The sequence below is a fragment of the Pseudomonas sp. PDM32 genome (assembly GCF_019219225.1).
Lineage (GTDB): Bacteria > Pseudomonadota > Gammaproteobacteria > Pseudomonadales > Pseudomonadaceae > Aquipseudomonas > Aquipseudomonas laurylsulfatiphila.
In genome coordinates this window covers 217,421-229,884 of record NZ_JAHUWE010000007.1, presented here as the reverse complement: position 1 = coordinate 229,884, position 12,464 = coordinate 217,421, and the positions used below count along the sequence as shown (strand labels likewise).

General features: G+C 61.4%; 11 protein-coding genes and 1 riboswitch. Of the genes, 9 read left to right on the top strand and 2 right to left on the bottom strand.

The window, feature by feature from the left end; all coding sequences use genetic code 11:
• Nucleotides 1-16 precede the first annotated feature (16 nt).
• Complete coding sequence (locus KW846_RS15490; RefSeq protein ID WP_007977451.1) at nucleotides 17-1,456, bottom strand: TolC family outer membrane protein; 1,440 nt, start codon at nucleotides 1,454-1,456, stop codon at nucleotides 17-19.
• 206 nt (nucleotides 1,457-1,662) lie between these two features.
• A riboswitch (TPP riboswitch) is annotated at nucleotides 1,663-1,768 on the top strand.
• A gap of 150 nt (nucleotides 1,769-1,918) precedes the next feature.
• On the opposite strand from KW846_RS15490, the gene thiC reads away from it, so the two are divergent.
• Together thiC and cytX are read left to right on the top strand one after the other, a co-directional pair.
• On the top strand, nucleotides 1,919-3,808 hold the full coding sequence (gene thiC, locus KW846_RS15485; RefSeq protein WP_007977453.1) for a phosphomethylpyrimidine synthase ThiC: 1,890 nt from the start codon (nucleotides 1,919-1,921) through the stop codon (nucleotides 3,806-3,808).
• Between the two features lie 151 nt (nucleotides 3,809-3,959).
• The gene (gene cytX / locus KW846_RS15480) at nucleotides 3,960-5,252 is read left to right on the top strand and encodes a putative hydroxymethylpyrimidine transporter CytX (RefSeq protein ID WP_007977456.1); all 1,293 of its coding nucleotides are present in this window, start codon (nucleotides 3,960-3,962) and stop codon (nucleotides 5,250-5,252) included.
• Here cytX and KW846_RS15475 read toward each other — a convergent pair.
• Nucleotides 5,221-5,967 carry an RsiV family protein gene (locus tag KW846_RS15475; RefSeq protein WP_116580721.1) on the bottom strand — a complete coding sequence of 249 codons (747 nt, stop codon included), beginning with the start codon at nucleotides 5,965-5,967 and terminating at the stop codon, nucleotides 5,221-5,223. The two genes, cytX and KW846_RS15475, sit on opposite strands and share 32 nt — an antisense overlap.
• Nucleotides 5,968-6,191: 224 nt before the next feature.
• Here KW846_RS15475 and KW846_RS15470 point away from each other — a divergent pair, with 224 nt between their 5' ends.
• From KW846_RS15470 to KW846_RS15440, 7 genes are all read left to right on the top strand, one after another.
• A complete protein-coding gene (locus KW846_RS15470) occupies nucleotides 6,192-6,809 on the top strand; it encodes an NUDIX domain-containing protein (RefSeq protein ID WP_218483209.1) in 618 nt (205 codons plus the stop codon).
• On the top strand, nucleotides 6,800-7,252 hold the full coding sequence (locus KW846_RS15465; protein WP_007977461.1) for a DUF1249 domain-containing protein: 453 nt from the start codon (nucleotides 6,800-6,802) through the stop codon (nucleotides 7,250-7,252). Before KW846_RS15470 ends, KW846_RS15465 begins: the two co-directional genes overlap by 10 nt.
• A 112-nt stretch (nucleotides 7,253-7,364) precedes the next feature.
• On the top strand, nucleotides 7,365-8,180 hold the full coding sequence (cpdA, locus tag KW846_RS15460; RefSeq protein ID WP_218483206.1) for a 3',5'-cyclic-AMP phosphodiesterase: 816 nt from the start codon (nucleotides 7,365-7,367) through the stop codon (nucleotides 8,178-8,180).
• Nucleotides 8,181-8,383: 203 nt separating this feature from the next.
• Nucleotides 8,384-8,992 (top strand): YqiA/YcfP family alpha/beta fold hydrolase, encoded by a 609-nt coding sequence (locus KW846_RS15455; RefSeq protein WP_218483204.1) that lies wholly within the window; start codon nucleotides 8,384-8,386, stop codon nucleotides 8,990-8,992.
• Between the two features lie 50 nt (nucleotides 8,993-9,042).
• Nucleotides 9,043-10,947, top strand: a complete 1,905-nt coding sequence (gene parE, locus KW846_RS15450) for a DNA topoisomerase IV subunit B (protein WP_007977465.1) — start codon at nucleotides 9,043-9,045, stop codon at nucleotides 10,945-10,947.
• Nucleotides 10,947-11,936, top strand: coding sequence for an esterase-like activity of phytase family protein (locus tag KW846_RS15445; RefSeq protein WP_218483202.1), 990 nt, complete (start codon nucleotides 10,947-10,949; stop codon nucleotides 11,934-11,936). Before parE ends, KW846_RS15445 begins: the two co-directional genes overlap by 1 nt.
• On the top strand, nucleotides 11,933-12,457 hold the full coding sequence (locus KW846_RS15440) for a TIGR02281 family clan AA aspartic protease (RefSeq protein ID WP_218483200.1): 525 nt from the start codon (nucleotides 11,933-11,935) through the stop codon (nucleotides 12,455-12,457). The genes KW846_RS15445 and KW846_RS15440 overlap by 4 nt, the downstream gene beginning before the upstream one ends.
• Nucleotides 12,458-12,464 lie beyond the last annotated feature (7 nt).

The following is a 12,464-nucleotide window of genomic DNA, read 5'->3' as shown; positions in this document are numbered from 1 at the left end:
GCTGCGATCTTTTGCTTTATTGCTCCGGTCGCGCTTTCAACTGCTCCGCTGCCGCCTTGGCCAGATCCGGTGGCAGGAAATCCTTGTCCGGGTTGTAGTTGGGATTGAGCCAGCGTGCGAGGTTTTGCAGGTCCCCCGGATTCAACGTGCCGGCCTGTTGCTTCAGGCGCAGGTTGTCGAGGATGTAGTCGTAGCGGGTGTTGTTGTAGTCGCGCACCGAGTTGTAGAGCGAGCGCTGCGCATCCAGCACGTCGACGATGTTTCGCGTACCCACCTGATAGCCGATTTCAGTCGCTTCCACCGCACTCTGGTTGGAGATGATCGATTGCTTGCGCGCCTGTACCTGCTCGACATCGGTGTTCACCGCGCGGTGCAGGTCGCGGGTGTTTTCCACGATGCTGCGGCGCAGGGCTTCGCGTTGCTGCTCGGTCTGGTCCAGTTGTGCATACGACTGACGCACCTGGGAGTTGATCAGGCCGCCGCTGTAGATCGGGATGTTCAGTTGCAGGCCGACGGTGGTTTGATCGACGTCGCCACCGTACGCCTGGGGCAGGTTGTTCGGGTTGCTGAAGCCCAGTGCGTCGTTGTCGCCTTTCTCGTACTTGGCGATCGCATCAACCGTTGGCAAGTGCCCGGACTTGCGCTGCTTGAGGGTTTGTTCGGCGGCGCTGACGGCATAGTTGCTGGCCAGCAGATTGAGGTTCTGCCTGCCCGCCGTCTCGACCCAGGCCTTGGCGTCGTTCGGTACCGGCGGCAGGATTGGCAGGTTATGGCTGATGCCCCAGATCGAGTTGTACTGACGGTTGGTCAGGGTGATCAATGCTTCAAAGGCGTCGTCCACCTGGCGCTGCGCAACGATGCGGTTGGCGCGCGCGGTGTCGTAGCTGGCCTGTGAGTTCAATACGTCGGTCTTGTCCGAGAGGCCGACATCGAAACGCTCGTTGGATTGATCGAGCTGGCGCTTGAACGCCGCTTCTTCGGCCTTGGTCGAGGCCAGGTTGTCCTGAGTGCGCAGCACGTTGAAATAGCTGTCGGCGGTTTGCAGGATCAGGTTCTGCTCGGTCGCCGAGAGTTGCAGGGCGGCCTGTTCATTGACTTCCTTGGCGGCCTGGAACTGGAACCAGCGGTCAGCCCGGAACAGCGGCTGCGCCAAAGTGGCCTGGTAGGAATGAGCATCGCGGTTGGACGTGCCCGAAGGTTGATCGAGCGACGTACGCACCTCGGAAACATTCGCACCGCCCGAGAGGTTCGGCAGCAGCCCGGCGCGGGCCTGGGGCACGACTTCCTTCTGGGCGCCGTATTGGGCGATGGCCGCCGCCAGATCGGCGTTGTTGTTGACGGCTTCCTGATAAACGCTGACGAGGTCGTTCTTGTTCGATAAGGGCGCATCTGCTGCCCAGGCCAATCCGTTGGACGCACAAGACACGGCAAGGGCCAGTGAGAGTTTGCGCAGCATAGACGATCCCTAGAATTGATATTACAAAGGTAATTTGAGCGCCAAGGCTAAGGCCCTGCTTCGACAGCGTCAATGCGCGGCTCAGCGTAGCGAGTGTAGTTGCGCATTGGGGGGGGCAACAATCCTGATACTGCGTGTTATTACGCCATTCATCATGGTATTTGCCGGGGGGTTGGCGTTCTTTGCCAGTTGTGTCTAGACTGGCCGGGTTCTTGTCGGGGTGCCTTGCTATGAGGCTGAGATCGAATAATTTCGGATCCCGTTGAACCTGATCAGGTTAGCGCCTGCGTAGGGAACAAGATTTCTCGTCACCCGGCGAGTCCTCTTGTGCTTCGTCCGGGAAATTGTTCGACAATCGAACGCTCCCCGTGTGACGACGCACAGCACCAGTCCTGGTGCGTCCGTGCCTTTCAGGTTCTGCTCCGACAATCCACTGCCTGGATGCTGTCTGGAGAGCCCGTGATGACCATAAAAGCAAAAAACGCGATCAACCTCAGTGAGTCGGCCAAGGTCGATGAGCAGTCGGTTCAACCTTTTACCCGTTCGCAAAAAGTCTACGTCCAGGGCTCTCGTCCGGACATCCGCGTGCCGATGCGCGAAATCACCCTGGACGTGACGCCGACTGACTTCGGTGGCGAAATCAACGCCCCGGTGACTGTCTACGATACCTCGGGTCCCTACACCGATCCCAACGTGGTGATTGACGTGCGTAAAGGCCTGGGTGACGTGCGTTCGGCGTGGATCGACGACCGTGGTGACACCGAACGCCTGAGTGGCCTGAGCTCGAACTTCGGTCAGGAGCGCCTTGCCGATCCAGAGCTGACCAAACTGCGCTTTGCCCACGTGAACAACCCGCGCCGTGCCAAGGCCGGGGCCAACGTCAGCCAGATGCACTACGCGCGCAAAGGCATCATCACCGCCGAGATGGAATACGTCGCCATCCGCGAAAACATGAAGCTGCAAGAGGCCCGCGCCGCCGGCCTGTTGAAGCAACAGCACGCTGGCCACAGTTTCGGCGCGAGTATCCCGAAAGAAATCACCCCTGAATTCGTCCGCGAGGAAATCGCCCGCGGCCGCGCGATCATTCCTGCCAACATCAACCACACCGAACTGGAACCGATGATCATCGGCCGTAACTTCCTGGTGAAGATCAACGGCAACATCGGCAACAGCGCCCTGGGTTCGTCCATCGAAGAAGAAGTGGCGAAACTGACCTGGGGCATTCGCTGGGGTTCGGATACGGTCATGGACCTGTCCACCGGCAAGCACATCCACGAAACCCGTGAGTGGATCATCCGCAACTCGCCGGTGCCGATCGGCACGGTGCCGATCTACCAGGCGCTGGAGAAGGTCAACGGTGTGGCCGAAGACCTGACCTGGGAGCTGTTCCGCGACACGCTGATCGAACAGGCCGAGCAGGGCGTCGACTACTTCACCATCCACGCCGGCGTGTTGCTGCGCTACGTGCCGATGACCGCCAAGCGCGTGACCGGCATCGTGTCCCGTGGCGGCTCGATCATGGCCAAGTGGTGCCTGGCGCACCACAAAGAGAACTTCCTCTACACCCATTTCGACGAAATCTGCGAAATCATGAAGGCCTACGACGTCAGCTTCTCGCTGGGCGACGGCCTGCGTCCGGGCTCGATTGCCGACGCCAACGACGAAGCGCAGTTCGGCGAACTGGAAACCCTCGGCGAGCTGACCAAGATTGCCTGGAAACACGACGTGCAGTGCATGATCGAAGGTCCGGGGCACGTACCGATGCAGTTGATCAAGGAGAACATGGACAAGCAGCTGGAGTGCTGCGACGAGGCGCCGTTCTACACCCTCGGCCCGCTGACCACCGACATCGCGCCGGGCTACGACCACATCACCTCGGGCATCGGTGCGGCAATGATCGGCTGGTTCGGTTGCGCCATGCTCTGCTACGTGACGCCGAAGGAGCACCTGGGGCTGCCGAACAAGGATGACGTGAAGACCGGGATCATCACCTACAAGATCGCCGCGCACGCCGCCGATCTGGCGAAGGGGCACCCGGGTGCACAGATCCGCGACAATGCCTTGAGCAAGGCGCGTTTCGAGTTCCGCTGGGAAGACCAGTTCAACCTGGGCCTCGATCCGGACACCGCGCGCTCGTATCACGACGAAACCCTGCCGAAGGATTCGGCCAAGGTCGCGCACTTCTGCTCGATGTGCGGGCCTAAGTTCTGCTCGATGAAAATCACCCAGGAAGTGCGCGAGTATGCGGCCAACCAACGGATCGAAGCGGTCGACGTGGACGTCGCCCAAGGCATGGCCGAACAGGCCGAGCGCTTCAAGCAGGAAGGCAGTCAGCTGTACAAGAAGGTGTGATCTGACCTGAATAAGGTGGGGCCTGAATGGGCCTCATCGCGGGCAAGCCCGCTCCCACAGGGATTTGTGCATGACGCAGATCCAGTGTGGGAGCGGGCTTGCCCGCGAAAGCGATCAACACAACAACAAATGTCCCTCTGAGATAACACCCTTGAGCATTCAACCCAGCACTTATTCACCCGACATCGCGGTGCCGACCGACAAACGTGTGTTCGGCGGTCGCGATCTGTTTTCCCTGTGGTTCTCCCTCGGCATCGGCCTGATGGTCCTGCAGACCGGTGCATTGCTCGCGCCGGGCCTGGGCCTGTCGGGTTCGTTGCTGGCGATTTTCCTCGGCACCCTGGTCGGCGTTCTGCTGCTGGCGGCGGTCGGGGTGATTGGCAGTGACACCGGCCTGTCGTCGATGGCCGCCCTCAAGCTCAGCCTCGGTGCCAAGGGCGCGAGCCTGCCGGCGGTGCTGAACCTGCTGCAGCTGATCGGCTGGGGCTCGTTCGAAATCATTGTCATGCGCGATGCCGCCAGCCTGTTGGGCGCGAAGGCCTTCAGCGAAGGCAGTCTGCTGTCGAATCCGCTGCTCTGGACCCTGTTCTTCGGCGCCCTGGCGACCCTGTTGGCGGTCAGTGGCCCGCTGACGTTCGTCCGGCAGATCCTGCGCAAATGGGGTATCTGGCTGCTGCTGGCCGCGTGCATCTGGCTGACCTGGAACCTGTTCGCCAAGGCGGATCTGGCGGCGTTGTGGGCGCAGGCCGGTGACGGTTCGATGCCATTCGCCGTGGGTTTCGACATCGCCATTGCCATGCCGCTGTCCTGGCTGCCGCTGATCGCCGACTACTCGCGGTTCGGCAAACGGGCGAAAAACGTCTTCGGTGGCACGGCCATCGGTTTCTTCATCGGTAACTTCTGGCTGATGAGCCTGGGTGTGGCCTACACCTTGGCATTCGCGCCGAGCGGTGAAGTCAATGCGTTGCTGCTGGCGCTGGCCGGTGCCGGCCTGGGGATTCCGCTGCTGCTGATTCTTCTGGATGAATCGGAAAACGCCTTTGCCGATATTCACTCGGCAGCGGTGTCCAGCGGGATTCTGTTGCGTGCCAAAGTCGAGCATCTGGCCCTGGCCATCGGCGTTATCTGCACGCTGATTGCCCTGCTGGCACCATTGGCCCAGTACCAGAACTTCCTGCTGCTGATCGGTTCGGTGTTTGCACCGTTGTTCGGCGTGGTGCTGGTGGACCACTTCATCCTGCGCAAGCGCAGTGGCCAGGTGGCTTCAGCCGCTTTGCGCTGGCCGGCGCTGCTGGCCTGGCTGGGTGGGATCAGCACTTACCATCTGCTGGCCAACCTGTATCCGGACGTGGGGGCGACCCTGCCGGCGCTGGTCCTGGCAGGGTTGCTGCAGCTGGTGCTGGGCCGGGCCTTCAGTTACGGCCGGGAAACAGCTCGGGCTTGATGATGCCGTTCAGGCGAGGGTAGGGGATCTTCAGTTCGACATGGCCCAGCGCGTAAGGCGCAATGGTGCTGGTTTCGTACTTGAGGATCACCCCGCCGTAGGTCAGCGCCACGTTCTGGGTTTTCTGGAACGGCCAGCTCTTCACGAACTCCGGTTCCTGATCGAGCTTGGTGCTGATCAGCCAGCTGTTGTGCGCCACTTGCGCGGCTTTCCAGAACGCGTCTTCCTGCCCCGGTACCAACATGTCGGACAACGTCAGCACTTTATGCTGCTGGCGCGAGTAGTTGATGAAACCCCGCCCCGGCGTGCCATGGGCGCCGCCAGTGTCCAGGTAGCTGGACAATTCGATGATCACCAAGCCGTCATGCTGCTCACGTACCTTCGCTTGCAGATAGCTGCTGTTGCGCGGGCCGGCGGTGCGCAAAAACTCTTCGCGATAGGCCGCCAGGGTCGGTGCCACAGGCGCATCGGGCGAGGTGCGGGTCATCTGCAGCAGGCGTTTTTCGATGATGCCGTCCAGTGCAGGCTCGTCCGGGAAGTGCAGGGTGTCGATGTTGACCAGCGGGCAATCCGGGTTGCTGCAACCGGGCTTGAGTTGCTCGGAGGCATCGCGGGTGGTTTCCAGCGGCGTCCGGTAGTTGGGCTGGAACAGGCTCGCGCAAGCGCCCAGGGTCAAGGCGATGGCGGCCACGGAGGCGATTTTGAAAAGCGACATGGGCGTCCTTTCTGAAACAGGGGAAGGCAAAAAGTTACCGGCTTCGACTCTCAACAAAGCAATCAGTTCGCCACTAAGCTAATTAGAGAGGGTTTCGCCTTCACCGTCCATCCCGCTGACGGGAAAGGGGCTGCATCAAACATCACGGGCGCGTTAGGATGGCGCGAAGTCGAGGCCCAGGAAGAAAGGAGCCTCGTTCAGGATTCGCAGTAACGAGGATTGTCATGACGGATTTTGCCAACGCCATTCCGACCGCCGTTGATATCGTGCGGCGCGAAAAATGCTACGAGGGCTTCTACAAGCTCGAACGCGTGCACTTGCGCCACGAATTGTTCGCCGGGGGCATGAGCCGTGAGATCAATCGTGAAGTGTTCGTTCGCCATGATGCGGTCTGCATGTTGCCTTACGATCCGCAGCGCGATGAAGTGGTGCTGATCGAGCAGTTTCGCGTCGGCGCCATGGGCAAGGCCGACAACCCGTGGCTGATCGAACTGGTCGCTGGTCTGATCGACAAGGATGAAGTGCCGGAAGCAGTTGCTCACCGCGAAGCGCAGGAGGAAGCTGGGCTGGAAATCGGGGCGCTCTGGCCGATGCTCAAATATTTTCCATCGCCGGGCGGCAGTAACGAATTCGTGCATTTGTACCTGGGGCGTTGTGACACTACCGGGGTTGGCGGCCTGCATGGGCTGGAGGAAGAGGCAGAAGACATCCGCGTCACGGTCTGGGCTTTCGAAGATGCCCTGCGAGCCGTGCGCGACGGGCGTATTGCCAACGCGGCGAGCATCATTGCCTTGCAATGGCTGGCTTTGAACCGCGTTGAAGTGAGGGGGTTATGGTCGTAAACAAGCTGCGCGATCGCTATCGGGTAGATCTGGTGGGGCTGCAAGCGTCCTGCGAGGCGAACTACGCGCGCCTGATGCGACTGCTGCCGGACATGCGCAGCGAGCCTGCCGCGCGGCGCATCGCCGTGACCCATGGCGACCAGATGCTCGGCGTGCTGGCCCTGGAGGTATTGCTGACCTGTCCTTACACCACGACCCTGCAAGTACGGCAGGAGCACAGCCTGCCGTGGCTGCCGGTGCCGCAACTGGAAGTGCAGGTCTATCACGACGCGCGCATGGCCGAAGTGGTCAGCGCCGAACATGCACGACGCTTTCGCGGCATCTATCCTTACCCGAACGCCTCGATGCACCAGCCGGACGAAAAGGCCCAGCTGAACATGTTTCTGGGCGAATGGCTGAGCCATTGCCTGGCGCTGGGGCATGAGTACGAAGTCGTACGTTAACCGTGAAGCGCAGTTGTGAACTGCGTCAGGTTCACGGATTTCCCCTTTCGATCGTCCCCCAGCATAATTGCGGCACTTACCCATCCCCGTGATCACGCCCTGGGAGAACGCCTTGCCGAGCGTATCCACATTGACCACCGCCGATCCGGCGTTGCTGGTGCAACTCTCCGACAGCCATCTGTTTGCCGAAGCGGACGGTGCGTTGTTGGGCATGAATACCTGCGACAGCCTGCAAAAGGTCATCGAACTGGTGCGCGCGCAACAACCGCAGATCGATTTGATCCTGGCCACGGGTGATCTGTCCCAGGACGGGACGCTGGCGTCCTATCGGCAGTTTCGCGAGATGACGCGCCAGCTCGATGCGCCGGCACGCTGGATTCCCGGCAATCACGACGAGCCGCAGATCATGGCCGAGGCGGCGGTGCAGAGCGCTTTGCTCGAGCCGGTGGTGGATATCGGCAACTGGCGGGTCACGATGCTCGATTCGGCGGTGCCGGGCTCGGTGCCGGGATATTTGCAGGATGAACAGCTGCAGTTGCTCGCCCGCTCGTTGAGCGAAGCGCCGGAACGCCATCATCTGGTGTGCTTCCACCATCACCCGGTGTCCATCGGTTGTGCCTGGATGGAACCGATTGGCCTGCGCAATCCCGAGGCGTTGTTCGCCGTGCTGGACCGTTTCGAACAGGTTCGCGCGGTGTTGTGGGGGCATGTGCACCAGGAAATCGATCAGAGGCGCAATGGCGTGCGATTGATTGCCTCGCCCTCGACCTGCATCCAGTTCGAGCCTGGCAGCGAGGATTTCAAGGTCGGGGAACAGGCACCGGGGTATCGCTGGTTGCGCCTGCTGCCCGATGGGGGGCTGGAAACCGGCGTGGAGCGGGTCACCGGGTTCGATTTCACCGTGGATTACGGTTCCAACGGCTACTGATTTTTCATTTTTCTGGAAAACCGGGGCGCGGCCTTCGCGAGCAAGCCCGCTCCCACACGGGATTGGCGTCGGTCACAAGTCCCCTGTGGGAGCGGGCTTGCTCGCGAAGGCGTCTACACAGACGCCTTGAATTTCGCGGATATCCCCGATTCCCCAGAGTCCCTGTAAACTCCGACTCTTTAGCCGACGCACAGGGAACTCAAATGTCCGGTTCGATCCTTTATATCCACGGCTTCAACAGCTCGCCGTTGTCGAAGAAGGCCTGCCAGTTGGTCGAGGTGATGGGGCGTCTGGGCCTGAGTGAACAGCTGCGCGTTCCGGCATTGCACCACCACCCGCGCCAGGCTATCGAGCAACTGGAGCAGGCGATCGCCGAACTGGGACGGCCACTGCTGGTCGGCAGCTCCCTCGGCGGCTACTATGCCACTCACCTGGCCGAGCGCCATGGCTTGAAAGCCCTGTTGATCAACCCTGCCGTCAGCCCGCACCGGATGTTCGACGGCTTTCTGGGGACGCAGAAAAACCTGTATACCGAAGAGACCTGGGAAATGACCCACGACCACGTGACGGCCCTGGCCGAGCTGGAAGTGCCGGCACCCCGGGATCCGCAGCGTTATCAGGTATGGTTGCAGACAGCTGACGAAACGTTGGACTATCGTCTCGCCCAGCAGTATTACCGGGCATGCGCCTTGCGTATCCAGGCCGGTGGCGACCACAGTTTCCAGGGTTTTGCCACGCGATTGCCGGCCATGTTGAGTTTTGCCGGCATCGGCGGCGATTTGTATCAGGCAATCGATTTCAGCGCATTGTGAGCGATAGCCCCATGAATTCTTTTTTCACCGAACACTGACGACGAGACCCCATGGCCACTCCCAGCGCTAGCTCTTATAACGCCGACGCCATCGAAGTCCTCTCGGGCCTCGACCCGGTGCGCAAACGCCCCGGCATGTACACCGACACCAGTCGGCCGAACCACCTTGCCCAGGAAGTCATCGACAACAGTGTCGACGAGGCCCTGGCCGGGCATGCCTCATCGGTACAGGTGATCCTGCATGCCGACCATTCCCTGGAAGTCAGCGATGACGGCCGTGGCATGCCGGTGGACATTCACCCCGAGGAAGGTGTTTCGGGCGTCGAGTTGATCCTCACCAAGCTCCACGCCGGTGGCAAGTTTTCCAACAAGAACTACCAGTTCTCCGGCGGTTTGCACGGGGTGGGTATTTCCGTGGTCAACGCCTTGTCCACCGAAGTGCGGGTGCGGGTCAAGCGTGACGGCAACGAGTACCAGATGACCTTCAAGGATGGCTACAAGGCCACCGAACTGGAGATCGTCGGCACTGTCGGCAAACGCAACACCGGGACCAGTGTGTTCTTCGCACCGGATCCGAAATACTTCGACTCCCCGAAATTCTCCATCAGCCGCCTCAAGCACGTGCTCAAGGCTAAGGCCGTGTTGTGCCCGGGGCTGCTGGTCAGCTTTGAAGACAAGGCCACCGGCGAAAAAGTCGAATGGCATTACGAAGACGGCCTGCGTTCCTACCTGGTGGACGCGGTCAGCGAATTCGAGCGCCTGCCGGACGAGCCGTTCTGCGGCAGCCTGGCCGGTAATAAGGAAGCGGTGGATTGGGCGCTGCTGTGGCTGCCCGAAGGTGGCGACGCGGTACAGGAAAGCTACGTCAACCTGATCCCGACCGCCCAGGGCGGTACCCACGTCAACGGCTTGCGCCAAGGCCTGCTCGACGCCATGCGCGAGTTCTGCGAATTCCGCAGCCTGTTGCCGCGCGGTGTGAAGCTGGCGCCGGAAGACGTCTGGGAACGCATTGCCTTCGTTCTGTCGATGAAGATGCAGGAGCCGCAATTCTCCGGCCAGACCAAGGAGCGCCTGTCGTCCCGTGAAGCGGCGGCGTTCGTCTCCGGTGTGGTCAAGGATGCGTTCAGCCTGTGGCTCAACGCTCACCCGGAAACCGGCATGCTGCTGGCGGAACTGGCGATCAACAACGCCGGCCGTCGCCTCAAGGCCAGCAAGAAGGTCGAGCGTAAACGCATTACCCAGGGCCCGGCGCTGCCGGGCAAGCTGGCCGACTGCGCCGGGCAGGACCCGATGCGTTCCGAGCTGTTCCTGGTGGAAGGTGATTCCGCCGGCGGCTCGGCCAAGCAGGCGCGGGACAAAGAGTTCCAGGCGATCCTGCCGCTGCGCGGCAAGATCCTCAACACCTGGGAAGTCGACGGCAGCGAAGTGTTGGCCAGCCAGGAAGTGCACAACATCGCCGTGGCGATCGGTGTCGATCCGGGCGCTGCCGACATGAGCCAGCTGCGCTACGGCAAGATCTGCATCCTCGCCGACGCCGACTCCGACGGTCTGCACATCGCGACCTTGCTGTGCGCCTTGTTCGTCCAGCACTTCCGCCCGCTGGTGGATGCCGGTCACGTCTACGTGGCCATGCCGCCGCTGTATCGCATCGATCTGGGCAAAGAGATTTACTACGCCCTGGATGAAGCCGAACGCGACGGCATCCTTGATCGTCTGGTAGCCGAGAAGAAGCGCGGCAAGCCGCAGGTCACCCGATTCAAGGGTCTGGGTGAAATGAATCCGCCGCAGCTGCGTGAAACCACCATGGACCCGAACACCCGGCGTCTGGTGCAGTTGACCCTGGAAGATTTCGAGGCTACCTCGGAAATGATGGACATGCTGCTGGCGAAGAAACGCGCCGGTGACCGCAAGACCTGGCTGGAGTCCAAGGGCAACCTGGCCGAGGTACTGGGCTGATGCGTCTGGGCTTTGCCCTGGCCTGTGCGTTGCTGCTGACGTCGATTACGGTATCTGCCGAGCCGACGCCACAGCTGCGCCTGTTGTCCGGGCATGTCGTTGACAGTATGCGCGGCGGCAACCTGTCCGGGCTGGCGCAGTGCGGCAATGACCTGTGGGCAGTTTCCGACCGCGACGATGACCAGATCTATCGCCTCGATACCCGCGGACCTTCCTGGCAGGCCGAAGCGGTGCACATTGACGTGCCGCCGGTGCCTGACAGCGGCTTGCCCTGGGGGTTGAAGTCTAGTGTCTGGGGGGCTTCGTTCGTGCGTGGCGGCGATCTGGACTTCGAAGGCATCTCCTGCGACAGCGCCGGCAATCGCTACATCGTCAGCGAAGGCCATGCCGCTGTCTTGCAAGTGCCGCCAACGGGGCCTGCTACCTGGCTGAAAATTTCGCCGATGATGGTTCGCGAGGCGCGGGCCAGAGGTCTGTTGCTGCAATTCAATGCGCTGTTCGAAGGGCTGGCGGTCAATCCGGCGGGCGATCAGATGTGGCTCGCCGCCGAGCGTCAAGGTCGCGGGCTGCTGATGGTCAAGCGCAAACAGACGTTGTGGGATTGCGACGGTGGCTGCGTGCTGCTGAGCGAGGCGGGCATGGAAATGCAACCCGAGCAGTTTCCCCGCGCCAAAGCTGTCTCGCAGGATTTCTCTGACCTGTCGCTGTTCAACGGCAAGCTGTTCACCCTTGAACGCAACGCCTATCAGATTTGTCGCCGGGATCCGCAGACGGCCAGTGTCGAGCGCTGCTGGTCGTACGCCGCCGAGTTACTGCAGGAAAACCGGCGTTATCCACAGAACTACGGGCTGGAAGAAGCGTTGGTCGTGGATGCCGATGGTGCCTGGATTGGCGTTGACAACAATTTTGGCGCCCGTGTCGATGGCGAAGTGCGTCCGGTGGTCTGGCGTTTCGCTGCACCGGAAGGTGGCTGGAGTGCCAAGCCATGAGCCAACAAACGCCGGGGCAGCGCATCGGCCGGGTATTCATGGTGCTGGCCTGGTGCGCAGCGCTGTTTCTGGCCACGCGGTTTTTCGGCCAGTGGGAAGCGCGGCAGAAAAATCCGAACGTGGTGGTCAGCTCGGAGCAGGGCGAAGGTTTCATCGAGGTGAAACTGGTCAGCAATGTGCAGGGGCATTTCGTTGCCAGCGGCCAGATCAACGGCCAGCCGGTGGACTTCATGCTCGATACCGGGGCGACCGATGTGTCGATTCCGGCGGACCTGGCCAAGCGTTTGAAGCTCGAAGAAGGATTCGGCGTGACCCTGAGTACGGCCAATGGCCTGAGCCAGGGCTACCGCACCCGTATTGAACGCCTGCAACTGGGCGACATCGTGCTGCGGGATGTGCGCGCGCTGGTGGCCCCGGGGCTGCACGGCGATCAGGTGTTGCTCGGCATGAGCGCACTGAACAAACTTGAATTTACCCAGCGCGGTGGCACCATGCTGCTGCGCCAGACAACGAACCGATGAGGCCCGC

Coding starts and splice junctions, on each gene's coding strand:
- KW846_RS15490 (WP_007977451.1), bottom strand. CDS start 1,456: ATGCTGCGCAAACTCTCACTGGCCCTTGCCGTGTCTTGTGCGTCCAAC.
- thiC (WP_007977453.1), top strand. CDS start 1,919: ATGACCATAAAAGCAAAAAACGCGATCAACCTCAGTGAGTCGGCCAAG.
- KW846_RS15475 (WP_116580721.1), bottom strand. CDS start 5,967: ATGTCGCTTTTCAAAATCGCCTCCGTGGCCGCCATCGCCTTGACCCTG.
- KW846_RS15470 (WP_218483209.1), top strand. CDS start 6,192: ATGACGGATTTTGCCAACGCCATTCCGACCGCCGTTGATATCGTGCGG.
- KW846_RS15465 (WP_007977461.1), top strand. CDS start 6,800: ATGGTCGTAAACAAGCTGCGCGATCGCTATCGGGTAGATCTGGTGGGG.
- KW846_RS15455 (WP_218483204.1), top strand. CDS start 8,384: ATGTCCGGTTCGATCCTTTATATCCACGGCTTCAACAGCTCGCCGTTG.
- parE (WP_007977465.1), top strand. CDS start 9,043: ATGGCCACTCCCAGCGCTAGCTCTTATAACGCCGACGCCATCGAAGTC.
- KW846_RS15445 (WP_218483202.1), top strand. CDS start 10,947: ATGCGTCTGGGCTTTGCCCTGGCCTGTGCGTTGCTGCTGACGTCGATT.
- KW846_RS15440 (WP_218483200.1), top strand. CDS start 11,933: ATGAGCCAACAAACGCCGGGGCAGCGCATCGGCCGGGTATTCATGGTG.